This is a genomic window from Streptomyces sp. NPDC079167 (assembly GCF_040686735.1).
Lineage (GTDB): Bacteria > Actinomycetota > Actinomycetes > Streptomycetales > Streptomycetaceae > Streptomyces.
The window spans coordinates 128,907-153,589 of sequence record NZ_JBFBLO010000001.1; the positions used below are offsets into that span (position 1 = coordinate 128,907).

At 69.9% G+C, this 24,683-nt stretch carries 22 protein-coding genes and 3 pseudogenes; 11 read left to right on the forward strand and 14 right to left on the reverse strand.

Annotated elements, in window-relative coordinates:
• Nucleotides 1-96: 96 nt before the first annotated feature.
• The 3 genes from AB0P41_RS00590 to AB0P41_RS00600 are packed head-to-tail and all read right to left on the reverse strand — an operon-like array spanning nt 97 to nt 3,281.
• The gene (locus tag AB0P41_RS00590; protein ID WP_356707391.1) at nt 97-975 is read right to left on the reverse strand and encodes a carbohydrate ABC transporter permease; all 879 of its coding nucleotides are present in this window, start codon (nt 973-975) and stop codon (nt 97-99) included.
• The gene (locus AB0P41_RS00595; RefSeq protein WP_365929198.1) at nt 972-1,988 is read right to left on the reverse strand and encodes a sugar ABC transporter permease; all 1,017 of its coding nucleotides are present in this window, start codon (nt 1,986-1,988) and stop codon (nt 972-974) included. Before AB0P41_RS00595 ends, AB0P41_RS00590 begins: the two co-directional genes overlap by 4 nt.
• 21 nt (nt 1,989-2,009) lie before the next feature.
• A complete protein-coding gene (locus AB0P41_RS00600; RefSeq protein ID WP_356707393.1) occupies nt 2,010-3,281 on the reverse strand; it encodes an extracellular solute-binding protein in 1,272 nt (423 codons plus the stop codon).
• A gap of 361 nt (nt 3,282-3,642) precedes the next feature.
• On the opposite strand from AB0P41_RS00600, the gene AB0P41_RS00605 reads away from it, so the two are divergent.
• Together AB0P41_RS00605 and AB0P41_RS00610 are read left to right on the forward strand one after the other, a co-directional pair.
• Entirely contained in the window at nt 3,643-4,686 is a 1,044-nt protein-coding gene (locus tag AB0P41_RS00605; protein ID WP_356707394.1) for a LacI family DNA-binding transcriptional regulator, read from the forward strand.
• A 76-nt stretch (nt 4,687-4,762) separates the two neighbouring features.
• Complete coding sequence (locus tag AB0P41_RS00610) at nt 4,763-5,755, forward strand: phosphatase PAP2 family protein (RefSeq protein WP_356707395.1); 993 nt, start codon at nt 4,763-4,765, stop codon at nt 5,753-5,755.
• A gap of 64 nt (nt 5,756-5,819) precedes the next feature.
• Here AB0P41_RS00610 and AB0P41_RS00615 read toward each other — a convergent pair whose 3' ends face one another.
• Nucleotides 5,820-8,816, reverse strand: a complete 2,997-nt coding sequence (locus AB0P41_RS00615; protein ID WP_365929201.1) for a bifunctional [glutamine synthetase] adenylyltransferase/[glutamine synthetase]-adenylyl-L-tyrosine phosphorylase — start codon at nt 8,814-8,816, stop codon at nt 5,820-5,822.
• Nucleotides 8,817-8,965: 149 nt separating this feature from the next.
• On the opposite strand from AB0P41_RS00615, the gene AB0P41_RS00620 reads away from it, so the two are divergent.
• A complete protein-coding gene (locus AB0P41_RS00620) occupies nt 8,966-9,487 on the forward strand; it encodes a pyridoxamine 5'-phosphate oxidase family protein (RefSeq protein WP_365929203.1) in 522 nt (173 codons plus the stop codon).
• A gap of 18 nt (nt 9,488-9,505) precedes the next feature.
• On the opposite strand, the gene AB0P41_RS00625 is transcribed toward AB0P41_RS00620, so the two are convergent.
• Both AB0P41_RS00625 and AB0P41_RS00630 read right to left on the reverse strand, forming a co-directional pair.
• Nucleotides 9,506-10,294: a putative protein N(5)-glutamine methyltransferase gene (locus tag AB0P41_RS00625; RefSeq protein ID WP_365929204.1), complete on the reverse strand. Its 789-nt coding sequence runs from the start codon at nt 10,292-10,294 to the stop codon at nt 9,506-9,508.
• A 226-nt stretch (nt 10,295-10,520) separates the two neighbouring features.
• On the reverse strand, nt 10,521-11,264 hold the full coding sequence (locus tag AB0P41_RS00630) for a phosphodiesterase (protein WP_356707399.1): 744 nt from the start codon (nt 11,262-11,264) through the stop codon (nt 10,521-10,523).
• A gap of 93 nt (nt 11,265-11,357) precedes the next feature.
• Between AB0P41_RS00630 and AB0P41_RS00635 the strand changes: the two genes are divergently transcribed.
• Nucleotides 11,358-11,966 carry a CGNR zinc finger domain-containing protein gene (locus AB0P41_RS00635; RefSeq protein ID WP_356707691.1) on the forward strand — a complete coding sequence of 203 codons (609 nt, stop codon included), beginning with the start codon at nt 11,358-11,360 and terminating at the stop codon, nt 11,964-11,966.
• Here AB0P41_RS00635 and AB0P41_RS00640 read toward each other — a convergent pair.
• The 3 genes from AB0P41_RS00640 to AB0P41_RS00650 form a co-directional block, all read right to left on the reverse strand.
• Entirely contained in the window at nt 11,963-13,447 is a 1,485-nt protein-coding gene (locus tag AB0P41_RS00640; RefSeq protein ID WP_365929206.1) for a hypothetical protein, read from the reverse strand. The two genes, AB0P41_RS00635 and AB0P41_RS00640, sit on opposite strands and share 4 nt — an antisense overlap.
• Before the next feature lie 50 nt (nt 13,448-13,497).
• Nucleotides 13,498-13,785, reverse strand: coding sequence for a hypothetical protein (locus AB0P41_RS00645; RefSeq protein WP_365929208.1), 288 nt, complete (start codon nt 13,783-13,785; stop codon nt 13,498-13,500).
• A 155-nt stretch (nt 13,786-13,940) separates the two neighbouring features.
• Nucleotides 13,941-14,699 carry a GntR family transcriptional regulator gene (locus AB0P41_RS00650; protein ID WP_365929210.1) on the reverse strand — a complete coding sequence of 253 codons (759 nt, stop codon included), beginning with the start codon at nt 14,697-14,699 and terminating at the stop codon, nt 13,941-13,943.
• Between the two features lie 417 nt (nt 14,700-15,116).
• Between AB0P41_RS00650 and AB0P41_RS00655 the strand changes: the two genes are divergently transcribed.
• Nucleotides 15,117-15,440, forward strand: a complete 324-nt coding sequence (locus tag AB0P41_RS00655) for a hypothetical protein (RefSeq protein ID WP_365929212.1) — start codon at nt 15,117-15,119, stop codon at nt 15,438-15,440.
• An 83-nt stretch (nt 15,441-15,523) separates the two neighbouring features.
• On the opposite strand, the gene AB0P41_RS00660 is transcribed toward AB0P41_RS00655, so the two are convergent.
• Nucleotides 15,524-15,646, reverse strand: a complete 123-nt coding sequence (locus tag AB0P41_RS00660; protein WP_365929214.1) for a glutamine synthetase — start codon at nt 15,644-15,646, stop codon at nt 15,524-15,526.
• 368 nt (nt 15,647-16,014) lie between these two features.
• Nucleotides 16,015-16,209, reverse strand: a pseudogene (locus tag AB0P41_RS00665) (hypothetical protein); the annotation flags it as partial.
• Nucleotides 16,210-16,443: 234 nt separating this feature from the next.
• On the opposite strand from AB0P41_RS00665, the gene AB0P41_RS00670 reads away from it, so the two are divergent.
• Nucleotides 16,444-17,634, forward strand: coding sequence for an IS110 family transposase (locus AB0P41_RS00670; RefSeq protein WP_365929216.1), 1,191 nt, complete (start codon nt 16,444-16,446; stop codon nt 17,632-17,634).
• A gap of 111 nt (nt 17,635-17,745) precedes the next feature.
• Here AB0P41_RS00670 and AB0P41_RS00675 read toward each other — a convergent pair whose 3' ends face one another.
• Nucleotides 17,746-18,237 (reverse strand): DUF4279 domain-containing protein, encoded by a 492-nt coding sequence (locus AB0P41_RS00675; RefSeq protein WP_365929218.1) that lies wholly within the window; start codon nt 18,235-18,237, stop codon nt 17,746-17,748.
• Between the two features lie 228 nt (nt 18,238-18,465).
• A pseudogene (locus tag AB0P41_RS00680) lies at nt 18,466-18,693 on the reverse strand (GntR family transcriptional regulator); the annotation flags it as partial.
• Nucleotides 18,694-18,696: 3 nt separating this feature from the next.
• Between AB0P41_RS00680 and AB0P41_RS00685 the strand changes: the two are divergent.
• A pseudogene (locus AB0P41_RS00685) lies at nt 18,697-19,175 on the forward strand (tyrosine-type recombinase/integrase); the annotation flags it as partial.
• Nucleotides 19,176-19,182: 7 nt separating this feature from the next.
• Here the strand turns inward: AB0P41_RS00685 and glnA are convergent.
• Nucleotides 19,183-20,544, reverse strand: coding sequence for a type I glutamate--ammonia ligase (gene glnA / locus AB0P41_RS00690; protein WP_099176388.1), 1,362 nt, complete (start codon nt 20,542-20,544; stop codon nt 19,183-19,185).
• A gap of 251 nt (nt 20,545-20,795) precedes the next feature.
• On the opposite strand from glnA, the gene AB0P41_RS00695 reads away from it, so the two are divergent.
• The 4 genes from AB0P41_RS00695 (at nt 20,796) to AB0P41_RS00710 (ending at nt 24,672) form a co-directional block, all read left to right on the forward strand.
• Entirely contained in the window at nt 20,796-21,470 is a 675-nt protein-coding gene (locus AB0P41_RS00695) for a DUF3105 domain-containing protein (RefSeq protein WP_365929219.1), read from the forward strand.
• Nucleotides 21,467-22,147, forward strand: a complete 681-nt coding sequence (locus AB0P41_RS00700) for a DUF305 domain-containing protein (protein ID WP_365929221.1) — start codon at nt 21,467-21,469, stop codon at nt 22,145-22,147. Before AB0P41_RS00695 ends, AB0P41_RS00700 begins: the two co-directional genes overlap by 4 nt.
• A gap of 223 nt (nt 22,148-22,370) precedes the next feature.
• A complete protein-coding gene (locus AB0P41_RS00705) occupies nt 22,371-22,796 on the forward strand; it encodes a CBS domain-containing protein (RefSeq protein ID WP_356707409.1) in 426 nt (141 codons plus the stop codon).
• A 121-nt stretch (nt 22,797-22,917) separates the two neighbouring features.
• Nucleotides 22,918-24,672: an NAD+ synthase gene (locus AB0P41_RS00710; protein ID WP_365929223.1), complete on the forward strand. Its 1,755-nt coding sequence runs from the start codon at nt 22,918-22,920 to the stop codon at nt 24,670-24,672.
• The last annotated feature ends 11 nt before the right edge of the window (nt 24,673-24,683 follow it).

Here is a 24,683-nt window from a genome sequence, read left to right on the forward strand (position 1 = left end):
TCCCTGAGGTGTCTGGGGTGGGGGGCGGCGCCGGGACCGGGTCGGGGAGCCGGCGCCGCCGTGACGTTGCGTACGGTCGTGCGGGGACTGGGTGCGTCAGCCCTTGACGGCTCCGGCGGACATGCCGGTGACCAGGTGCTTCTGCGCGAAGAGGAAGACCAGCGCGGCCGGGATCGCGATGAGCACGGACGCCGCGGTCATCGGGCCCCACTGGGCTCCGTACTGGTTGACGAACTTCTGCAGTCCGCCGGCGAGCGTGAGGTTCTCGTCACCGACCATGAACGCGGAGGCGTACGCCACTTCGCCCCAGGCGGTGATGAAGGAGTAGAAGGCGGTGACGGCGAGGCCGGGCTTGGCGAGCGGCAGGATGAGCCGCCAGAACGTGCCGAACGGGGTGAGTCCGTCGACCTGGCCCGACTCGTCGATCTCGCGCGGGATCGTGTCGAAGAAGCCCTTCATCATCCAGGCGCAGAAGGGCACCGAGATGGTGAGGTAGGTGATGACGAGCCCCGCCGGCTGGTTGAGCAGGCCCATCGTCGACATGATGTTGTAGATCGGCACGATGAGGACGGCCACCGGGAACATCTGGGTGACCAGCAGGGTCCACATCAGGCCGCGCTTGCCGGGGAAGCGGAAGCGGCTGACGGCGTAGCCGGTGGTGGCGGAGACGAAGACACCGATGACGGTGGAGAGCCCCGCGACGATCACGGAGTTGGCGAACCAGCTCAGGAACTCGGTGTCCTTGATCAGGTTCGTGTAGTTCTCGAAGGTCGTCTCTTTGAAGAAGTCCGTGGTCGACGCGAACTTCGCGGGCTTCAGCGAGGTCAGCAGGACCCACAGCACCGGGAACACCGCGATCACCGACGTGATGATCAGGGTGAGGTGCAGGGCCAGGGAGGCGGCCGGCGAACGGTCGCCGCGCTTGCGGACCTTGCGGGCGGTGTGCCGGGCGGGGGTTGCCGTAGCGGTGGTCACCAGTTGTCTCCCTGCGTGCGGAGCACTCGCCGGTACACCATGGCGAAGAGCATCAGGAGTACGAGGATCAGGACGCCCCAGGTGGAGGACTGCGCGAAGTCGCGCGGGCTGATCTCGAAGGAGAATTTGTACGCCTGGGTCACCAGGATCTGGGTGGCCTCGCCGGGACCGCCGCGGGTCAGCAGGAAGATCACCGGGAACATGTTGAAGGTCCAGATGGTGGAGAGCAGGACCACCGTGGTGGAGACCGGGCGCAGTCCGGGGAGCGTCACGTGGCGGAAGCGCTGCCAGGCGGTGGCGCCATCCATCTCCGCTGCCTCGTACTGCTCCGGGGGGATGGACTGCAGTCCGCCGAGCAGGGCGACCATCATGAACGGCACGCCGAGCCAGACGTTGACGGCGATGACGGAGAACTTCGCCCAGGTGGGGTCGTTCAGCCAGGGTATGCCGTCGATCCCGGCGCCGCCGAGGATCTTGTTGAGCAGCCCGTTGTTCTCGTTGTAGAGGAAGCGCCAGGCGAAGACGGAGACGAAGCCGGGGATGGCCCAGGGCAGGATCAGCGCCATGCGGTAGGCGGAGCGGCCGACGATCCTGCGGTTGAGGATGTTGGCCAGCGCCATGCCCAGGCAGAAGGTGATGGCCACACAGGAGACCGTCCACACCAGCGTCCAGCCCAGCGTCCCGAGGAACTGGCTGCCGGTCAGCGCGTCGGCGTAGTTGTCCAGGCCCACGAACTCGTAGGTGGCGGGCATCTCGTTGACGCCGATGGACCGGGCGACGTTGCGCTCGTCGGCGTCGGTCAGCGACAGCCAGATACCGCGGACCAGCGGGTAGCCGATGATCACGCCGATCACGAGCACGACCGGGGCGACCATGGTCCAGGCGTACCAGTGGACCGAGAGGGCGCGCCGGAGCCTGCTCGGCGGCGGGGGGTTGCCAGTACCGCGGCTCCGGCCGCGGGCGACGTCGTCGCCCGCGGCCTTCGCCACCGACTGGCTGGTGTGGACAGCCATCAGTCGGCCTGCCTTCCTGGGTTACTTCCAGCCCTCGAGGAGCTTGCGGTAGGAGTCGCCGGTCGCCTTGGCGGCCTTCTCCGGCGTGGTCTGGCCGGTGAGGACCTTGGTGTACTCGACGTTCAGCGGGGCGAAGAGGCTGCCGGTCTCAGGGATCCAGGGACGCTCGACCGCGGTCTCGACGACCGGCTTGAAGAACTGGACGATCTCGCTGTCCACGGCCTCCTTCTTGGCGTACGCGGAGGTGCGGGTCGGCAGCAGGTTCAGCTCACCGGCGGTCTGCGCCTGGGACTCGACCGAGGTCATGTACTCGACGAAGGCGTAGGAGGCATCGAGGTTCTTGGAGCCCGCGTAGACGCCGAGGTTGTGGCCGCCCTGCGGGGCGCCCTGCGCGGCGGAGCCGGCCGGCACCGTGGAGATGCCGAGGTTCGCCTTGTCGGTGAACTCCTTGCCGGTCAGCGTGTCGGCCACGGCCCAGGGGCCGTTGATCATCATCGCGACGTCGCCGTTCTTGAAGGACGACATCATGTTCTCCCAGCCGTCCGTGGCGTCGGTCTTGGCCGCCCCGGAGTCGACGAGGTCCTTCACGACGCCGAACGCCTTGACGCCTTCGGCGTTGTCCACGGTGACGGTCTTCGAGTCCGCGTCGACCAGGTCGCCGCCCTCGCCGTAGAGGAAGGAGAGGAAGTAGTACGAGTCGTCGCCACGCAGGTAGAGACCGGTCTTGCCGGTCTTGTCCTTGATCTTCTTGGCGATGCTCTTCAGGTCGGAGATCTTCGCGGGCGGCTCGACGCCGGCGTCCTTGAACATCTTCTTGTTGTAGAAGATGCCCATGGAGTCGATGACCTGCGGAACGGCGTACGTCTTGCCCTTGTACTCCGTCGACGCGGCGGCCTGCTTGAGGAAGTCGCCCTCGTCCTTCAGCGCCGCCGTGCCGTCCAGCGGGGCGAGGTAGCCGAGGTCGGCGAACTCGGGGGTCCAGGCGACCTCGGAGCGGATGACGTCGGGGGCGCCGGAACCGGCCTGGGCCGCGTTCTTGAACTTGTTCTGCGCCTCGCCGAAGGGGACGTTGACGTACTTGACGTCGACCTTCGGGTGCTTCTTCTCGAAGCCCTCGGCGATCTTCTTGAAGACCTTGTCCTCGCTGCCGACGTTCGAGGTGTCCCACCACGTCACCGTGCCGGAGAGCTCGCCCGAGCTCTTGCTGCCGCCGGACTCCTCGTCGCTTCCGCAAGCGGTCGCCGCGAGCGCCAGGGTCGCGACCAGGGCGGTGGCCGTTATGCCACGTCGCATCTGAACTCCTTCAACTGCCGTACCGCTCCGTCGCGGCGCCGGGTCGACGTGAACGTAACAAGGATGAAAGACGACCGAAAGACTTTGCGGAAGATTTCTGCAAGCGCTGCTGATCGTTACATTGGCGTGTCCTCAAGGTTGCCGTCAAGCCTCTTGACGGAAGCTCCTTCACCCTGCCCACGCCTGGCCAGGACCGCCGCAGCGGCTGTACGACGATCCGACCGGCGGGGCAGTGGCCGTGTCCGCAAGGCCTTGCAAGATGTTGCCGCGAGGAGCGCTCCGGCCGGTCACCGCCGGGGCGGATGGCCCGAATCCCGTGCATGGTGGGCAATCCGACACGCGCCCGGTACAGTCCAGTGCCATGACCGCACGGCTTGCCGATATCGCAACTCAGGCGGGGGTCAGCGAAGCGACGGTCAGCCGCGTTCTGAACGGCAAGCCCGGGGTCGCAGCGGCCACCCGCGAATCCGTCCTCGCGGCGCTCGACGTCCTCGGGTACGAACGCCCCGTCCGGCTGCGTCGGCGCAGCGCCGGTCTCGTCGGGCTGATCACGCCCGAGCTGGAGAACCCGATCTTCCCCGCGCTGGCCCAGGTCATCGGCCAGGCGCTCACCAGGCAGGGCTACACGCCGGTGCTGGCGACGCAGACGCCGGGCGGCTCGACCGAGGACGAGCTCACCGAGATGCTGGTCGACCGGGGCGTCTCGGGGATCATCTTCGTCTCCGGGCTGCACGCCGACACCTCGGCCGACATGCAGCGGTACGAGCAACTGCGCGCGCAGGGTGTGCCCTTCGTGCTGGTCAACGGCTTCTCCCCCAAGGTGCAGGCCCCGTTCATCTCCCCCGACGACCGGGCGGCGATGCGCCTGGCGGTGACTCACCTGGTGGCGCTGGGCCATCAGCGCATCGGCCTGGCGGTCGGGCCTAAGCGCTTCGTGCCCGTGCTCCGCAAGATAGAGGGATTCCACGCCACGATGCAGGAGCAGCTGGACCTCACGGCCGATGCCGTGGAGGAGTTGATCCAGCACTCCCTGTACACCCTGGAGGGCGGCCAGGCGGCCGCGTCGGCGCTGATGGAGCGCGGCTGCACCGCGGTGGTGTGCGCGAGCGACATGATGGCGCTCGGCGCGATCAGGGCGGCCCGCCGGCTGTCGATGGAGGTGCCGCGTGACCTCTCGGTGGTCGGCTACGACGACTCACCCCTCATAGCGTTCACCGATCCGCCGCTGACCACGATCCGGCAGCCGGTGACGGCGATGGGCCAGGCCGCGGTCCGGACCCTGCTGGAGGAGATCGGCGGCACACCCGCACCGCACAGCGAGTTCGTGTTCATGCCCGAACTGGTCGTCCGCGGATCGACCGCCTCGGGCCCGGGCCCCTCCTCCGGGCCCCGCGCGCGTCGGTAAAGTACTGGACGTGCGACCGGAACCCGACCGGAGGATCATCGGGCAGAGGGGGACGTATCTGGCAGACTCTGCGCCTATGGGTGAATCGCACGTGACCACAGAGGAAGACCGCACGGCGGCCACCCCGTCACCCGTCGCGGACGGAATGACAGCGTCCGGTTCGACGAGAGCGATCACCCCCTCACGTATGCGCCTCCCAAACTTCTCCCTCCGCTCGCTGCGCTCGCCGCGGCGCCCGCGTCTCTGGTTCGAGATCCTGCTGATCGCGATCAGTTACTGGCTCTACTCGCTGGTGCGCAACGCCGTTCCGGAGCAGAAGGCCGCCGCCCTGCGGAACGCCGACTGGATCTGGTCGCTGGAGCACACCGTCGGCCTCGCCTTCGAGGAGACGGTCAACCAGGCTGTCAATTCGGTGACATGGCTGATCGTGTCGATGAACTACTACTACGCGACCCTGCACTTCGTCGTGACCATCGGTGTGCTCGTCTGGCTCTTCCGCCGCCATCCGGGCCGTTACGCCGCCACCCGTCTGATCCTCTTCGCCACCACGGCGGTGGCCCTGCTCGGCTATTACCTCTTCCCGCTGGCTCCGCCCCGGCTGATGAACGGCGGCGGCTTCATAGACACGGTGATGCTGCACCAGACGTGGGGCTCGATGGCCTCGGGCAACTTCAAGCACATGTCGAACCAGTACGCGGCGATGCCGTCCATGCACATCGGCTGGTCCCTGTGGTGCGGTCTGACCATATGCGTCCTGGCGAAGGCCCCCTGGGCGCGCATCCTGGGCGCCCTGTACCCGGTGGCCACCCTGGTCGTGATCGTGGCGACGGCGAACCACTTCTGGCTGGACGCGGTGGGCGGCATGGCCTGCCTGGCGTTCGGCGTCACCCTCTCCTACGCCTGGTACGGCTCGCTGCCGCACCGGCTGCCGAAGCGGGTGCTGCGGCCTTCCGCCAGCCGGCTGCGCGCCCTGCGGAGGCCGCCTTCCCGGGCGCCGGAGCTGAGCCCCGGAGCCGGCACGGCACCCGCCGGGCAGCCCGTGAGAGCGTCGGGCCCGGCAGGCGACTGAGGGCAGGGGCCGCCCGTCGCGGGATGCCCGCATTGGGGTGCCCGCCGGGGCCGGCTTTCCGGGGTCACCCCACGGCGCCGTAGAAGCGCTCCTCCACGACGGCCCGGGCCCGCCGGGTGATCCGCCGGTAGTCCTCCAGCATGTCCCCCACGTGCCCCGGCTCGTAACCGAGGTAGCGGCCCACCGCCGTCAGCTCACGCGGGTTCGAGGGGAACGTGTCGCCCGGCCGCCCCCGCACCAGCATCACCGCGTTGCGCACCCGCGAGGCCAGCACCCACGCCTCGTCCAGCGTCCGGGCCTCCTCCGCCGGAATCAGCTCCGCCGCGCACGCCGCCGCCAGCGCCTCCCTCGTACGCGTGGTCCGCAGCCCGGGCTCCGACCAGCCGTGCTGCATCTGCATCAGCTGGACCGTCCACTCCACGTCGCTCAGGCCGCCGCGTCCCAGCTTGGTGTGCAGCGTCGGATCGGCTCCGCGCGGCATGCGTTCGGACTCCATCCGCGCCTTGAGCCGCCGGATCTCCCGGACAGCGTCGTCCCCCAGCCCCTCCACCGGGTACCTCAGCGGGTCGACGAGCTCGAGGAAGGCGCGGCCCAGCTCCTCGTCCCCGGCGACCGGGTCGGCGCGCAGCAGCGCCTGGCTCTCCCAGACCAGCCCCCAGCGCCGGTAGTAGGCCGCGTACGACTTCAGGGTCCGCGCGAGGGGTCCCGTCTTCCCCTCCGGCCTCAGGTCGACGTCGATGAGCAGCGGCGGGTCGGCGGTCGGCAGCTCCAGCAGTCTGCGCATCTCCGTCACGACGGCGTTCGCGGCCCGGGCCGCCTCCTCGTCGCTGACGCCCTCCCGGGGTGCGTGCACGAAGAGGACGTCCGCGTCCGATCCGTAGCCCAGCTCGTGCCCGCCGAAGCGGCCCATGCCGATGACGGCGAACCGGGTCGGCAGGGTGTCGCCCCACTTGTCGCGGACGGCGGCGCGCAGCGCACCGGACAGGGTGGCGGCGTTGAGGTCGGTGACCGCGGAGCCGACCCGGTCGACGAGGGCGCCCGGGTCGGGTTCGGCCGGGTTGTCCTCGGTGCCGTAGGAGCCGATGATGTCGGCCGCCGTCGTACGGAACAGTTCCCGGCGCCGCACCCCGCGCGCCACCGCGACGGCCGCTTCGGCCCCGGGCGCCCGGCCGACCGCGGCCAGCACCTCCTGTTCCAGGTGATCCCGGGTGCGCGGCTTCAGCCCTTCGGGGTCGCCGAGGATGGCGACGGCCTCGGGGGCGCGCATCAGCAGGTCGGGGGCGAGGCGGCCGGCGGAGAGGACCCGGGCGAGGTTCTCGGCCGCAGCGCCCTCGTCGCGCAGCAGCCGCAGATACCACGGAGTCTTGCCGAGGGCGTCCGACACCTGGCGGAAGCCGAGGAGCCCGGCGTCCGGGTCGGCGGAGTCCGCGAACCAGCCGAGCAGCACCGGCAGCAGCGTGCGCTGGATCGCCGCCTTGCGGGAGACGCCGGACGAGAGTGCCTCCAGGTGCCGCAGCGCGGCGGCGGGATCGGCGTATCCGAGGGCCTCCAGGCGGACCACGGCGGCCTTGGCGCTGAGCCTGCTCTCACCGGGTGCGAGCTGGGCGACGGCGTCCAGGAGTGGCCGGTAGAAGAGCTTCTCGTGGAGGCGCCGCACGACGGAGGCGTGCCGCCGCCACGCCCGGTTGAGCTCGGCGACCGGGTCCGTACGCAGCCCGAGGGAGCGGCCGAGCCTGCGCAGGTCGGCGTCGTCCTCGGGGACCAGGTGGGTGCGGCGCAGCCGGTAGAGCTGGATGCGGTGTTCCATGGCGCGCAGGAAGCGGTAGGCCTCGTCCAGCTGCGCGGCGTCGGCGCGCCCGACGTATCCGCCGTCGGCGAGGGCCCGCAGGGCCGCCAGCGTGGAGCCGGCGTGCAGGGTGCTGTCGCTGCGGCCGTGGACGAGCTGGAGCAGCTGGACGGCGAATTCGACGTCCCGGAGCCCGCCGGGGCCGAGCTTGAGCTCCCGGTCGACGCGGTCGACGGGGATGTTGTCGACGACGCGGCGGCGCATCTTCTGTACGTCGCCGACGAAGTTCTCCCGGTCGGCGGCCTGCCACACCAGCGGTGACATGGCCTCGACGTAGGCCGCGCCGAGCCCGGGGTCCCCCGCGACCGGCCGGGCCTTGAGCAGGGCCTGGAACTCCCAGGTCTTGGCCCAGCGCTGGTAGTAGGCGAGGTGCGAGGTCAGGGTGCGCACCAGTGGCCCGTTGCGGCCCTCGGGGCGGAGGTTGGCGTCGACGGGCCAGATCGTGCCTTCGACGGTGGTGTCGGAGCAGATCCGCATCAGATGGGCGGCGAGCCGGGTGGCGGCCTGCATGGCGCCGCTCTCCTCCGCGCCGTCGACGGGCTCGGCGACGAAGATGACGTCGACGTCGGACACGTAGTTCAGCTCGTGTCCGCCGCATTTGCCCATCGCGATGACGGCGAGCCGGCACTGCGCGGCGTCGGAGGGCGCGGCGGCGCGGGCGATGTCGAGCGCCGCACGCAGGGTGGCCGTAGCCAGGTCGGCGAGCTCCGCCGCGACCTCCGCGACGTCGGTCGTCCCGCACACGTCGCGGGCCGCGATGGACAGGAGGGACCTGCGGTAGGCGACCCGCAGCGAGTCCGGGTCGACGGCGTCGCCGAGCATCTGCTCGAATTCGGGGACCCCGGGGTGCAGGTCGGTGGCCTCGTAGGTGACCAGCACCTGCCAGTCGCGCGGGTGCCGTGCCAGGTGGTCCCCGAGCGCCTCGGAGGCTCCGAGGGCGCCGAGCAGCCGGTCCCGCAGCGGTTTGGCCGTGACGAGGGTGTCCAGCAGGATCTGCCGTTCGGCGGTCTCCTCGGCCTCGACGAGCCGTACGAGGCCGTGGAGGGCCAGATCGGGGTCGGCGGTCGCGCCGAGCGCCTCGAAGAGCACGGGGTCGGCCCGTACGGACGAGAGCTCGGGCAGGTCCAGCAGCCGTTCGGCGGCGGACGGATCGGTGAAACCGTGCCGCAGCAGTCTGGTGAACGTACTGCTCCTGCGTCCCGGCACCGTCGTCATCCTGAGTCTCCTGCCCGCCGATCCCGCACATCCGCCCTTCGAGCCTAGCCCGGCGCCGATGAATCCGGGGCGCGGGCGGAGTCAGCAGTGCAGAGGCACGATCGACGAGACGACCGCGCGCACCGCCATATGGCTCCTGGAGGCCCGGAATGCAGGAGAAGGACACCGCCCCCGACACCGTCCTGGACCCGCACTACAGCAGCGAGGGCGCCGCCGCCCGTCCGTGGGCGGAGGCGGTCACCCTGCTGGAGCGCGCGGAGGTGTACTGGCTCTCCACGGTCCGGCCCGACGGCCGCCCGCACGTCACCCCGCTGATCGGCCTCTGGTCGGACGGCGCGCTGCATTTCTGCACGGGGCCCTCGGAGCGCAAGGCACGGAACCTGGCGGGGAACCCGGAGGTCGTCCTGACCACCGGCGCCAACACCCTGAACGAGGGGTTCGACGTGGTGGTCGAGGGCCGAGCCGTCCGGGTGACGGACGAGCAGCGGCTCATTCCGCTGGCCGAGGCGTGGGAGGCGAAGTACGGCGCCGACTGGCACTTCGGCGTCACGGACGGCATGTTCTCCAACGGCGCGGGCGGCCGTGCGGAGGTCTTCGCGGTTGCCCCCCGCACGGCCTTCGGCTTCACGAAGGGCGATCCCTTCGGCCAGACGCGCTGGCGCTTCGCCTGAGCCGGACGCGCTGCCCTGCTACCGGGGCCTGGTCCCGATGACGACGGTCGCGTACAGCTCCTCGGAGACGACGACGCGTGCGTCGAGTCCGCTGCTGCCCACCGTCTCCCGGGCGTGCGCAGCCTGCCGCTCGCTGGTCTCGACCAGGAGACTGCCGCCCGGGGCCAGCCAGTCGGTCGCGCCGGCGGCGACGCGCCGCATCACGTCGAGCCCGTCGTCGCCTCCGTCGAGCGCGACGCGCGGCTCGTGGATCCGCGCCTCGGCGGGCAGCAGCTCGACGTCGTCGGTCGGTACGTACGGCACGTTGGCGAGCAGGACGTCGACGCGGCCGCGCAGCGACCGGGGCAGGGGCTCGAAGAGGTCGCCCTCGTGGACGGTCCCGTGTCCGCCCACGTTGCGGCGGGCACACCTCACGGCGGCGGGTTCGACGTCGGCGGCGTGCAGTTCGGCCTCCTGCAGCGACGACACGAGCGCCCTGCCGAGCGCACCGCTGCCGCAGCAGAGGTCGACGACGACCGGCCGGTCGGGTGCGAGCGCCGCGGCCTGCCGCACGAGGAACTCCGTACGCCTCCGGGGCACGAAGACCCCGGGGTCCACGGCGATCCGCAGCCCGCAGAACTCGGCCCAGCCGAGCACGTGTTCGAGCGGCAGACCTGCTACGCGGCGTTCCAGCATGGTGGCGAGTTCGGCGGGGCCGGCCGCCGTGGAGAGGAGGAGTTCCGCCTCGTCCTCGGCGAAGACACAGCCTGCGGCGCGGAGCGTGGTGACGAGGGTGGAGAAGGTGAGCGGCGGAGCGAATTCCTGCATGGGGCGGAGCCTTTCGGGATGACCGATGGGCGCTCCGCGATCGCTCAGGCCCGGTCGGCCACACGACGGCGAGGGGTGAGCGCCCAGCCTGCTGAAGCGGTAATGGGTCTCACCTCCTGGGTCGGTCCCGGTCTCGGGAGGGGCCACATTACCGGAACGGCGCCGCGTGACTCACCGTCCGCCCGCTCCTCCCGGGGACCGGGGCGCGCGGGGGCGGGTGCCCGGCTCAGATCACGACGCGGTAGTGGGTGGTCAGCCGGCCGTCGTCACCGAGGACGTGGAAGGCGAGCCCCGGGGGCTGGTCGCGGTCGGCGGCCCCCTCGCCCTCCCACGGCATCCGCAGCGTCCAGGTGACCGCCGGACCCACGATCAGCGGTCGCCCGGCGAAGACCGAGGCCGCGGCCGTGTGGGCGTGCCCTGTGAGGACGGCGGCGACCCGCGGATGCGCGTCGAGCACGGCCGCCAAGTCGTCCGGGCGTTCGAGCATGCAGGAGTCGGGCAGCGGGTGATGGAGCTCTACGGGCGGCTGGTGAAAGGCGATCAGGGCCCGTGTGTCCTCGGGGATTCCGGCGAGGGTGGTGTCGATCCAGGCGAGCGTCTGCTCGTCGAGGCGCCCCTCGTCACGCCCGGGGATGGTGGAGTCGCACATCAGGATCGCGACGCCGCCGACGTGGTGCACCCGGTTGACGGGTCCGGCGTCGGGCGCCTCCCCCAGCAGGGCCTTCCGGTACGCGGCACGCACGTCGTGGTTCCCTGGGCACGGGAGGACCGGGAACGGCGCGGCCAGGATCCGCGTGGCCTCCTCGTACTCCGCCTCCGTGCCGTGGTCCGCGATGTCCCCGGTGACCAGCACGGCGTCGACCGGGCGGGGCAGGGCCCGCAGGTGGTCCATGACGCGTACGGCGCGCCGCGTCGCCCTCTCGCTGCCGTCCAGGTGCAGGTCGCTGATCTGCGCGAGCAGTACGGCCACGTCTCCCCCTAATGGTTATTTCCAGTTATCCGTTAGGGACCATAGGGTGTGCGTGCCACCTCGATCAACAGGTACGGGCAGGAGCGGGACTTCATGGAGCGCTGGGCGGCACTGGAGCTGGCGAGCACGATCCGCCATGACGGCGAGGGCGGCGTGGCGGACGAACTGGCCACCGTCCAGGGCTTGAAGGGCTGGCTCCACCGGCAGCAGACACTGCTGGGCGCCCTCGCTCACGAAGTGCCGGTGGACGAGGACCTCAGGCTCCGCGTCGTCGAGGTACGGCGAGCGGTGCGCGCGCTGTTCGCCCGCGCGGTCAGCCCCGCCCGGCCCAGCCCTCCGGACGCCCACCGGCTGATGCCGGCCGACCGGGCGGTGGCGCACCTGAACACGACCGCCGCACTGGCGCCCGTGGTCCCCCGGCTGGAGTGGCCGTCCGAAGGCGCACCTGAGGCTCACCTGACAGCCGCGCGGGACGACGACCCGCACGCCGTGCTCCTCGCGGCGCTCGCGCGGGCGGCCATCGAGTTCCTCGGCGGCCCACGGCGCGAACAACTGCGGGCCTGCACGGCTCCCCGCTGCGTGCGCTACTTCGTGAAGGGCCACGGCCGCCAGGCATGGTGCAAACCCTCCTGCGGCAACCGCGCCCGCGCGGCCCGCCACTACGACCGCCATCACCGGGCCCAGGACGGGACGACCGCCTAGTACGGAACGACGCCCGCGACATCGAGCAGTCGGTGCATGAGCCCGGCAGGCAGGGCCGGGTTGCCGGCCGCCGAGCGCGGCAGCCCGTCCCCGCCGAGGAGTTCGACGAGCCTCGGGAGAGGAAGGCGCGGGTCGGCCGCAGCGTGGCGGCGCACCAGGTCCTCCTCGTCGTACGAGAGCCGGTCCACGAGCTCCGGCTGCGCCTCCGGGTCGAAGAGGGCCGCGTACCGCAGCCGGTGGTTCGGGTCGTCCGCGAACCGGGCCAGGCCGGGGCGCGCGAAGTTGCGGCGGTACGCCAGCATGCCCCAGCTGAGCCCGCGCCGGTCCGCGAACATCTCCATCAGCAGCTCGTGCGGGGCATGGTCGTTCTCGCAGAGCATCAGCCTGACGAAGTAGTCGTCGTCGGCGGCCAGCCGCTCCACCACATCGGCGGGCAGCTCCGGGGCGCGGGTGACGCCACGGCGCAGCAGGACGTGGCTGGAGGCCGCGATCTCCCGTAGCGCGTCCGGGTCGTCGAAACGTTCCTTCACCCAGGGCGGCACCGGTTCACGGCCCTGCTGCAGGGTGTAGTCGATCGCCGTCCGCTGCGCCTCGGTCACATCCGGGCGGAGGGACACCGCGAGACGGACGGAGGGCTCGGGGTCGGCGGCCAGCCCGAGGGCGATGGTGGCGGGCACGTGCGGGTTGCGGGCGGCCCCGAGACGCAGCGAACTGTCCTCGTGGGCTGCGAGGAGCCGGGCCAGGGCCGTCTCGACGGGTGCGGTGGAAGCGGCGTCGTAACGGCGGCGTCCGTCCGTCTCGGCGAGGAAGCCCTCCACGGTCGTCGGCAGAGGCACATCGACGTGCGTGGCGCGTGCGACCGCCTCGCGCACCTCCGGATCGGGGTCGCCCTCGGCCGCGGCCCGGACCTCCGGGCGCAGCCGGGGCCAGCTCCAGGAGTTGATGGCGGCGGCGCGGACGCGGGGGTGGGGGTCCTCGGCCAGCACGAGCCGCGCCTGCTCGGGCAGACCCCGCAGCCCTGCGGCCCAGTACCGCATCCGGGCCTCCGGGCCGGTGGCGAGGCGTACGGTCAGCTCGGCCGGCAGCTCGACGCCGGACTCGCACGCCGTGCTCGCCGCGATGCGCCGCACCCGCGGTTCCGGGTCCTCGACCAGCACGGCGAGCACAGCCGACGGCACGGAGCAGTTCTGGGCCAGCATCGCGCGGACCCGTGGGTCAGGGTGCGCAACGGCGGCTTCCGCCGTCCGGGGCGGCAGCCGGTAGTGGGGCAGCCAGTGCCGGGCCTCGGGCAGCGGGTCGACCGTGAACACCCGCCGCAGCACCTCGTCCGGGGCCGCGCGGTTCATGGCGAGCCCCAGGATCCACTCCGCGTGGAGCTCGCTGTCGGCTTCCAGCAGCCGGAGCGCATCGACGCGATCCGCCTCCGACGCCGCCGGCACCCCGAACGCGATCCGTGTCAGCCGCTCACCTCCGTGCACCATGGAGTGATCTTCTCAAGGACGGGTGGGACAGCGGCCCGCTGACCGACCGGCTACAGCCCGCGAAGCGCCTCCCGGAGATCGTCGTAGCTGCTCCAGCAGACGATGCTGCCGTCGTCGTTCAGGCTGCCCATGTGCCAGAGGTCGTCGTCCACGGCTTTGACGATGCAGAGTCCGTGGAAACCCAGGACGATCTCGGGGTCGAGGCGCGCATCCGATGCAGACCAACTCGCCATCACCGTACGGTCGGTGCCGAGAGACACGGCCTCCCGGTCGCCGGAGACGTCCCGGATCTCCTCCAGGGTCCAGCCCGTCGGCAGCCGTTTGCCAGTCGTCGTCATGCGCCACAGTCTCCCCGGGCAGTGGAACGGCTTCGGGCCGGCGGTACGAAATCCGGCTCCCGGAGCAGCGTGCGTACAGCGGATGCCACTCACGCCGTTCGCCCCGGACCGGACTGGCCCCAAAAACAACACATCCGTCAGGGGACAGCTCAGCTCTACGCGTCAAAGTCGTATTCGAGGACGTAAGACGCGGAGTCGAGCGTCATCTCGTTGACCTCGACGGGGCGCCCCTCGTCAGCGAACGCCGTGCGGCAGATCAGCATGACAGGAGTGCCTGACGAGAGTTCCAGCTCGTCAGCCTCGGCACCGGAAGGCATGCGCGAGCGGATCTCCTCCCGGAAGTGGACAGGCTTGGAGCCCAGTTCGGCGAGTCGCGCGTACGTGCCCCCTGGCCCCGTGTCTTCCCGGGTGACTGCGGACCCTGCAACAAGCGAGGCAGGGAGGTACGAGGTGGCCAGCAGGATCGGCTTGCCGTCCAGGACGAAGCGACGACGGCGTACGCAGACAGCGCTGCCCGACTCGATTCCCAGCACTCCGGCAATGCGGTCGGGTGCCGGTTCCTCCGTGACACCCACGTTGTCCACCACGAGAGTGCGGCCTTCGGTGTCCGCCGCCCAGACCGAACGGCCCTCACCCCACTGCGGCTGGGCCAGACGCTTGATGCCCTGACGTCTCAGCGGTTGGAAGGAGCGTACGAACACCCCCGCACCCCGCCGGGACTCGGCGATGCCTTCGCTCTGCAGAAGACCGAGAGCCTGCCGGGCAGTCATGCGCGCCACGCCGTATTCGGCCATCAAATCGTTCTCGCCCGGCAGCCGATCACCAGGGCCGTACCGCCCCGCCTGGACGGCATCTCGCAGCACATCCGCGATCCGCTGGTACTTCGGCTGCTTCTTGGCACCTTCGGTGGCCATGAATGATCTCTCCCTCTCCTCTCTAGACAGCCTAGAGGCTTCTTTCCTGAATGGAACGTACGTCCCACGGGCGGAAGAGGGCAGCCAGGCGAACCCCTCGCGCCCCTTAGCCACAGGACACCTCCTCCGGAGGGGCATTGACATCTCTAGAGAACATCGCTTCACTGGCATCTCTAGAGAGGTTGCCGCCTGGCGGTGGCCCCGGAGGAGGGATTCACTCATGCCGTCGTCCAAGCCTGATGCCGTCCGGATGACCCTGCGGGTCTCGCGCGATTCCGGCCGGACCTGGGGGCCTCTCACCGAGACGCGTGCAGGCAGTGAGTCGGTGCCGCCGGACAGCCTCGGCGGCTTCCCTCCCTGCGCCTGCCACCGGTGCGGGGACCGGGACCTGCGCACTTCCCTCCGGATGGTGCCGTGATGCGATGCACGCACTGGCGCCGCCTGCCGCTGGGTCTGGCGCAGGAAGCACGGGACCTGTCGACCTCGGGCTACGTCGACAGCGCTGTGCAGTGCCAGCTGTCGGCGCACAGCACCGGCGAGCACCACGGCCTGCTCGATGACCTGGAGTTCAGCCACGCGCTGTGGCTCCGTTGGTGCGGGACCGCCGCGACCCTGGCCGCCCTCCCGGACTGCCCCGCCGTCAGCCCAGGCCCCGACAGGGAAGCCTGTTGCCTGTTCCTCGACCACCCCAAGCAGCACACCTGGGCGGACACGGAGGAGAAGGCATCAGAGATCAGCTGATCGCCAGTCGGGAAACGGCGTTCAGAACGACTTCGGGCCGGCGGTATGACACCGCCGGCCCGAAGCCCGTACGACAGGTGCCGCTACAGCACCGGCAGCAGGTTCTTCAGCTCGAAGGCCGTGTCCTCGCTGCGGTACTCCTCCCACTCCTGTTCTTGTTGCGCAGGAAGTTGCGTGGTGGTCGACTCACCTCCACGAACGCACACGACGGACCGTGTGACCTGCGCACGAGCGGTGGTCGTTGGTTGTTGCTGGCCGCCCTTCGACGGCCCAGAGGCGGCCCAAGCGCCCGACTCTCAAAGCCTGGACGGAGAGGCCGCTTCATGAGTCCAAGGGCTGCCCCCCGGCAGCCACGGTCCTTCGACCCAGACTGCGCGTTGGCGCCTTCCCCGCTCCTGCCAGCCCTAGATATCGATCCCTGACGGGATGGGTCCTCAGGTACGGCCCCGGTGATCGTCAGGATCTCGCGCCCTCCGTGTGCAACTGAGCTTGCCAGCAGCATCCTCCCTGCTAGCAGCCTCTCTCCCACCACATTCGTCGCGGTACCACCTCCGGACGACAGTTGAGACATGTGCTATGCCGCGAAAGCATGTGAACCTTGATACAGGTCAACCCTGAGGGCCCCAGCGACGAGTCGGCTCGTAAAACCTGATCTGCACAATCGGGAATACGCCTCAATCACGGGAATCGGAACCAACTGACGGATGATAAATCCTCGGTCCGGGTACATCAGCAGCCTCTGAAGCGCGCCAACAAGCATGTCGACCATAGTTGGCCTTACGTTCCTGGGACGGGATGGTCGAGCCCTTCGTATGGTTGGGCCGCCCAGGGGTGCCGAGTGTGGCTTCTAGTTGGCTGCCGTCCGTGGCTGCAGTGGCTTGGCCGCCCGGCACCCCACGACGACCCGGCCGCCAAATTGGGAAGTGCGACAAAGATCGCTGCGTAAGGCCATGCCGGCGAGGTCGTCTGTGGCAGACCTGCACGCACGATCGTCTGGAGCACGATGAAGCGGATCTGGGCCGGAATCGACAGCGGCAAAACGCACCACCAATGCGTCGCCATCGACCAAGACGGCGCGAAGCTGCTGTCCCGTCGCGTGCTGAACGGAGAGCCAGAGTTACTCCAGCTCCTCCAAGATGTCCTCGCCTTGGGGGATCACGTCACCTGGGCCGTCGACATGGCCGGCGGCGAGCCCGCACTCCTCCTGGCCCTGCTCACTGGTCACGGCCAGGACCTCCTCTACATTCCTGGCCGGGTGGTGAACCGGGCCAGCGACGGATACCGCGGCGAGGGCAAGACTGACGCCCGCGACGCCCTCGTGATCGCCGACCAGGCCCGCATCCGCCGCGATCTCAAGCCGATGCGGCCAACCGATGAAGCCACCATCGAGCTGAAGGTGCTCACCAGCCGCCGCACGGACCTGGTCCGTGACCGCACTCGGGCGATCAACCGCCTGCGCTCCACATTGACTGGCATGTTTCCCGCCCTGGAGCGCGCTCTCGTTCTCACCAGCACTGGCCCGCTGGCCCTCCTCGACGGTTATCAGACGCCGGCGGCGGTACGGCGCATCGGCGCCGCCCGGCTGACTCGCTGGCTCCGCGCTCGGGGCGTCCGCAGTCCGGAGGAGCTCGCGACGACGGCGGTCGAAGCCGCCGAACAGCAGCACACCGCAGTCCCGGGCGAGGCGGTCATTGCCCAGCTGGTGCGGACCCTCGCCGCGGACGTGCGGGGGTTGAACGAGAAGGTCGCGGAGGCCGACCGGCTCATCGAGGACCGCTTCCGCGCTCACCACCTTGCGGAGATCATCACGAGCATGCCCGGCATCGGACCTCTCCTCGGCGCCGAGTTCCTCGCCGGAGTCGGCAGCGACCTCACCTTCTTCGCGACCCCAGACCGGCTCGCCGCCTTCACCGGGCTCGCGCCGACGCCGCACGACTCGGGAAGGAAGAGCGGCAACCTCCACCGTCCCCGCCACTACCACCGAGGTCTCCAGCGCGTCTTCTACATGTCCGCCTTGACCAGCATCCGTTACGACCCGAACTCCCGGGCCTTCTACGACCGCAAACGCGCCGAGGGGAAACGCCACACCCAGGCCGTGATCGCCCTCGCCCGCCGCCGCGTCAACGTCCTCTGGGCCCTGATCCGTGACCGACGGCTCTACGAAGTCGCACCACCAGTGGCCACGCTGCACTGACCTGGCCCGGTGCCGGGTCGGCGTCTTCAACGCACCGAGCACGAAAGGAGTGGGCGGGCACATTCGCAGGTCTCGGGACGTTGACCACAGATCTCAGATCCGCGTCGGCCTTCAGTCCGAGGGCAGGGAAGGGGTCATGTCGTACTCATCGACGTCCAGAAACGCGCCAGTGGCGGCAAGAAAAGCGATTGCTTCGCGGTCCAGCGCCCAGCCGAAGAGGTTGTGCTTGTCCCTCTCCTCCGGCTGCCCGGCCTCGTCATGCTGCTTGTCGTCGTTGAAGTAGCGCACGACCTCCAGCCCGGCTTCGAGCCCCGGCTCGTCTTCGTCGTCTGCACTGTTGCACTGCTTCATGAGCTCGGCTATGCGGTCGGTCTGTGGCCGGAGACGTCCCAGGACGTGCGCGATCTGTTCGTCCACGCACAGGCCCGGTTCCCTGCACACAACCTTCCAGATCTGACAGAACGGATTCGCCGGGTCAACAGGGAGACGGCGCGGGTTGACCACCTTCGTCTCATCAGGCTCGATACCCAGCGCATCAGTTATCTCCTGCGCAGTAATGCGTCGGCTGGACAGAGCGAAGTAGACGTACTGGTGGAGAGGCATCCCCGGAGAATACGCGTTCACCCTTCCTCCCCACGCGCCTGGCTGTGAAGGAGTCCCGACGCCCCAGTGGGGTCATGGTCAAAGCATCTGAGGAACGACTCCTCTACCCACAGCGGACTCCCGAGCTGCCTTGACTTCACCATTGGGAAGCCGCTGCCGATTGCCCCGACGCAGTCGTCGAAAGTCAGCGGAGTTGATGCGCTAACAAATGCAACCTGGGGCCACAGCTCCCTCGACGTGCTCAGGCCGGTAGTAACTGGTCAGGGTGTGCGTCGGCTGATCGCCCTCCTTCACCAGGCGCGCCCGCGGGTTGACCTCCGAACCCGCGGGCAGCCCGTGGGCCGCCGCAACTGCCGGCGGAGCCTCGACCCGGCCGCCGCTCTGCGTCTGCTCCCCGCGCCGGTAGGCACGCCCCGACGCGACTCGGTCCGCGATGAAGGCCGCTTCGTCTCCGTCACTCCCGTGGCCGTGACACTGCCGTGGCTGCGGCCGGACGGCCCGCTCGTCACCAAGCAGCTACTGTTCACTCGTGCTGGCGGCAGCGGTGCGGTCCGACGCACGGACTTCAACACCGCGTCTGGAAGCCCGCACTCGTGAAGGCCGGCGTCCTGCCGCAGCCGCGGCCTGGCGAGCGTCACCAGGCCGCCCGCGAGCACGGCATGCACGCGCTGCGGCACTTCTACGCGTCCGTGCTCCTGGACGCCGGCGAGAACATCAAGGCGTTGAGCACGTACCTCGGTCACAGCGACCCAGGATTCACGCTGCGGGTCTACACGCACCTCATGCCGAGCAGTGAAGGCCGCACCCGGAAGGCCCTGGACAGCATGTACGAGGCCCTCACTGCGACAGCAGACGGCCCAGGGCGCCTAGAACGGCTTCGGGCCGACGGTGTCGCACCGTCGGCCCGAAGCCAGGTACACGCGCCTCAAAGGCGCTGACCTGCGGTTACAGCACCGGCAGCAGGTTCTTCAGCTCGAAGGCCGTGACCTCGCTGCGGTACTCCTCCCACTCCTGCTTCTTGTTGCGCAGGAAGAAGTCGAAGACGTGCTCGCCCAGCGTCTCGGCGACCAGTTCGCTCTTCTCCATCAGTGAGATCGCCTCGCCCAGGTTCTGCGGCAGCGGCTCGATGCCCATCGCGCGGCGTTCCGAGTCGGAGAGGGCCCAGACGTCGTCGTCGGCGCCGGCCGGGAGTTCGTAGCCCTCCTCGATGCCCTTGAGGCCCGCGGCCAGCAGCACCGCGTACGTCAGGTAGGGGTTGGCGCCGGAGTCGATGGAGCGGACCTCGACGCGGGCCGAGCCGGTCTTGCCGGGCTTGTACATCGGGACGCGGATCAGCGCGGAGCGGTTGTTGTGGCCCCAGCAGATGTACGAGGGGGCCTCGCCGCCGGCGCCCGCGGAGCGGCTGGAGCCGCCCCAGATGCGCTTGTACGAGTTGACCCACTGGTTGGTCACGGCGGAGATCTCCGCCGCGTGCGTGAGCAGCCCCGCGATGAAGGAGCGGCCCACCTTCGACAGCTGGTACTCGGCGCCCGACTCGTAGAAGGCGTTGCGGTCGCCCTCGAAGAGGGAGAGGTGCGTGTGCATGCCCGAGCCCGGGTACTCCGAGAACGGCTTCGGCATGAAGGTGGCCTGCACGCCCTGCTCCAGCGCGACCTGCTTCATGACCAGACGGAAGGTCATGATGTTGTCGGCGGTGGAGAGCGCGTCGGCGTACCGCAGGTCGATCTCCTGCTGGCCGGGGGCGCCCTCGTGGTGGCTGAACTCGACGGAGATGCCCATCGATTCGAGCATCGTGATCGCCTGACGGCGGAAGTCCATGCCCACGTTCTGCGGGGTGTGGTCGAAGTAGCCGGAGCTGTCGGCCGGGGTGGGGCGGCTGCCGTCGACCGGCTTGTTCTTCAGCAGGAAGAACTCGATCTCCGGGTGGGTGTAGAAGGTGAAGCCCAGGTCGGAGGTCTTGGCGAGGATCCGCTTGAGCACGAAGCGCGGGTCCGCGAAGGAGGGCGAGCCGTCCGGCATCAGGATGTCGCAGAACATCCGGGCGGTCCCGGGGGCCTCGGCGCGCCAGGGAAGGATCTGGAACGTGCCGGGGTCCGGCTTCGCGATCATGTCCGATTCGTATACACGGGCGAAGCCCTCGATCGCGGAGCCGTCGAAGCCGATGCCCTCGTCAAAGGCCTGTTCGAGCTCGGCCGGGGCCACGGCGACGGACTTGAGGTAACCGAGAACATCGGTGAACCACAGCCGTACGAAGCGGATGTCACGCTCCTCAAGCGTCCTGAGGACGAATTCCTGCTGCTTGTCCATAGCCACATCCTTGCAGTTCAGACGGTCCGTGCACCACCGCCCGGGGGTAGGGGGACACCTCAGTATCGCGACCCGGGATTTCACCCAGATTACGCACACGGTGTGAGAGAGAGCACGCGGCCACCCACTACGATCGGCGCCCATGGCGTGCAAGGGCTGTAGCCGCTCGGCCACGGTCCGCCACGGCCAGGTTTTCCGTTCCGCCCCCGTCCTCCTTACCCCCTACCCCCTTGGCAGAAGGACCCGACGTCATGAGCTTCGACAGCAGGAACCGCCTGGAGCAGATGCGCAGTGCCGACCGCGCGCGCGACCGCCGCAACCGGGTCGTCGCCATAGGCCTGAGTGCCGTCGTGGTCGCCGGGCTGCTGGGTTTCGGCTCGTACATGCTCCTGGAGAAGTCCGAGGCCAAGGAGAGGACCGAGGAGACCCGGGCGCAGGACTCGAAGCAGACCGAGCAGGAGAAGAAGGAGCCCGCCGCCGGGCCGATCGCGGGCGAGAAGACGTGGGACGCGGCGAAGCTGGGCCGTGACCACGTCACCACCGACGTGAGGTACCCCATGGAGCCGCCCGTCGGCGGGAACCACAATCCGGCCTGGCTGAACTGCGACGGCGTCGTATACGAAAAGGCCGTCCCGAACGTCAACGCCGTGCACGCCCTGGAGCACGGCGCGGTCTGGGTGACGCACAACGAGAAGGCGTCCGGGGACGACGTCGCAGGGCTCGCGTCCCGCGTCAGGAGCACCCCTTACTCCCTGATGTCACCGTACGAGGGCCAGGCCGGGGCGATCATGCTGACCGCCTGGGGCAAGCAGGTCACGGTGGACAGCGCCGACGACCCCCGGGTGGCCGCCTTCTTCTCGAAGTACGTCCAGGGCGCGCAGACGCCCGAGCCGGGCGCGCCCTGCACCGGCGGGGTGGACGGGTGAGCCCGTCGGGCAACCGGCGTACGCGGTGGGCCGCGGGGTCCGCCGTGGCTCTCGCCCTGCTGTTCGCCGGCGCCGCGACGGTCGCCTCCGCACGGGGCGATGCGGAGGCCCCTGCGCCCCGCACGCCCTCGGCACGGTCCGCGGACGCGGGCTTCGCGCGGGACATGGCCGTCCACCATCAGCAGGCCGTGGAGATGTCGTTCATCGTGCGGGACGGGACCGAGGACGAGGACGTACGTCGTCTCGCGTACGACATCGCCAACACCCAGGCCAACCAGCGGGGCATGCTGCTCGGGTGGCTGGATCTGTGGGAGCTGCCGAAGACGGCGCCCGACGGGCAGGGGCCGATGGCCTGGATGCCGGGCGGCGGCCACAGCGGCCACGACATGGCCGGGACGGAGGGCATGGATCACGACGGTGCCCTCATGCCCGGCATGGCGACCAGGACCGAGCTCGACCGGCTTCGTGCCGCCCGTGGCGAGCAGGCCGAGATCCTCTTCCTGCAGCTGATGACCGACCACCACAAGGGCGGCGTCGCGATGGCCCGTGGCTGCGCCGAGCAGTGCACCGTGTCCGTGGAGAAGCGCCTGGCCCAGGGCATGGTCGAGGCCCAGCGGTCCGAGCTGGACCTGATGGCGGACATGCTCACGGCACGCGGGTCCGCGCCCCGTACCTGAGCGCGGGACCGGCTCGGCGTACGCCCGAACGGGTGATGGGGTTGGTGTACGCCTGGCGGGTCCTCCGCCCGGCGTCCGCGTACGCCGGGCGGGTGGCCCGCCCCGCGTCCGTGTATGCCTGGCGGGTCCTCCGCCCAGCGTTCGCGTACGCCGGGCGGGCCCGCCACGATGGAAGGACTCGGGGCCGTACAGCAGTGCCCACAGGCACGCAGGAGGCAACCCCATGACCACGGCCAAGGACATCATGCACACCGGGGCCCACTGGATCCCCGCCCACGAGACGCTCGACCGCGCCGCCCAGATGATGCGTGACCACAAGGTGGGGGCGCTTCCCGTCTCCGCCAACGGTGAGCAGGACCGGATGGTCGGGATCATCACCGACCGCGACATCGTGATCGAGTGCGTGGCGTCGGGGCACGATCCGTCGAAGGTGACGGCGGGCGAGCTCTGTGAGGGCACCCCGCGCTGGATCGAGTCGACGGCGGACGTCGACGCCGTGCTGGAGGAGATGCAGAGCCACCGCATCCGCCGGCTCCCGGTGGTCGAGGACAAGAAGCTGATCGGCATGATCAGCGAGGCGGATCTGGCACTCCACCTCTCGGACGAGCAGGTCGCCGGCTGGGCGGAGAAGGTGTACACCCGCACCTGACTCCCTGACTCATAGGCCGCCGCCGCACCGGCCCCTCGGCAGGCCCCCGTCCGGGGGCGGTCCGCCACCTCCGGACGGGAAGGCCAGGACATAGCGTCAGTCAGACGATTACACTGGCGGGGTGCCTCAACTACGCCTCGCACTCAATCAGATCGACGCGACCGTCGGAGACCTCGCCGGCAACTCCGAGTCGATCGTCCGCTGGACCCGGCACGCCGCCGGGCAGGGCGCCCACCTGGTGGCCTTCCCCGAGATGGTGCTGACCGGTTACCCCGTCGAGGACCTGGCCCTGCGGTCGTCCTTCGTCGAGGCATCGCGGAAGGCGCTGCGCGCGCTCGCCGCGCGCCTCGCCGACGAGGGCTTCGGGGAGGTCCCGGTCGTCGTCGGCTACCTCGACCGCTCGGAGCACGCCGCGGCACGCTACGGCCAGCCCGCCGGGTCCCCGCGCAACGCCGCGGCGGTGCTGCACCGCGGGCAGGTCGCGCTGAACTTCGCCAAGCACCACCTGCCCAACTACGGCGTCTTCGACGAGTTCCGGTACTTCGTGCCGGGTGACTCGATGCCCGTCGTGCGGGTGCACGGCATCGACGTGGCGCTCGCGATCTGCGAGGACCTCTGGCAGGACGGCGGCCGCGTCCCCGCCGCGCGCGCCGCGGGCGCCGGACTGCTGCTGTCCGTCAACGCCTCCCCGTACGAGCGCGACAAGGACGACACCAGGCTGGAGCTGGTCCGCACGCGGGCCCGGCAGGCCGGATGCACGACGGCGTACCTGGCGATGACCGGGGGCCAGGACGAGCTGGTCTTCGACGGGGACTCGATCGTCGTCGACAAGGACGGCGAAGTCATCGCACGCGCACCCCAGTTCACCGAGGGCAGTGTGATCCTCGACCTGGACCTCCCGGCCGCCGCGGCCGAGGCGCCGTCGGGGGTCGTGAACGACGGGCTGCGGATCGACCACGTGGTGCTGACCGAAAAGCCGTTGCCGGCCTACGAGCCGGAGCTGGCCGGCGGCTGCTCCGAGCGGCTCGACGACGACGAGGAGCTGTACACGGCGCTGGTGGTGGGCCTGCGCGCGTACGCCGCGAAGAACGGATTCAGCAGCGTCCTGATCGGGCTCTCGGGCGGCATCGACTCGGCGCTCGTCGCGGCGATCGCCTGTGACGCGCTGGGGGCCCGGCACGTGTACGGCATCTCGATGCCGTCGAAGTACTCCTCGGACCACTCCAAGGGCGACGCGGCGGAGTTGGCCCGGCGTACGGGGCTGAACTTCCGCACCGTACCGATCGAGCCGATGTTCGACGCGTACATGGATTCCCTCGAGCTCACCGGTCTGGCGGAGGAGAACCTCCAGTCGCGGCTGCGGGGCACGATGCTGATGGCCGTCTCCAACCAGGAGGGTCAGATCGTGCTGGCGCCGGGCAACAAGTCCGAGCTGGCGGTGGGTTATTCCACGCTGTACGGGGACTCCGTCGGCGCGTACGGGCCGATCAAGGACGTGTACAAGACGTCGGTCTTCCGCCTCGCGAAGTGGCGCAACCGGGCCGCCGAGGAGCGCGGGCAGACCCCGCCCATCCCGGAGGCGTCCATCACCAAGCCGCCGAGCGCCGAACTGCGCCCGGGCCAGGCGGACACGGACTCGCTGCCGGACTACGACGTGCTGGACCGGATCCTGGAGCTGTACGTCGACCGGGACCAGGGGCGGGAGGCGATCGTGGCGGCGGGCTTCGACGAGGCCCTGGTGACGAAGACACTGCGGATGGTGGACACGGCGGAGTACAAGCGGCGCCAGTACCCGCCGGGCACGAAGATCTCGCCGAAGGGCTTCGGCAAGGACCGCCGGCTGCCGGTCACCAACCGCTGGCGCGAGTCGGGCTGAGGCGGGGGCCG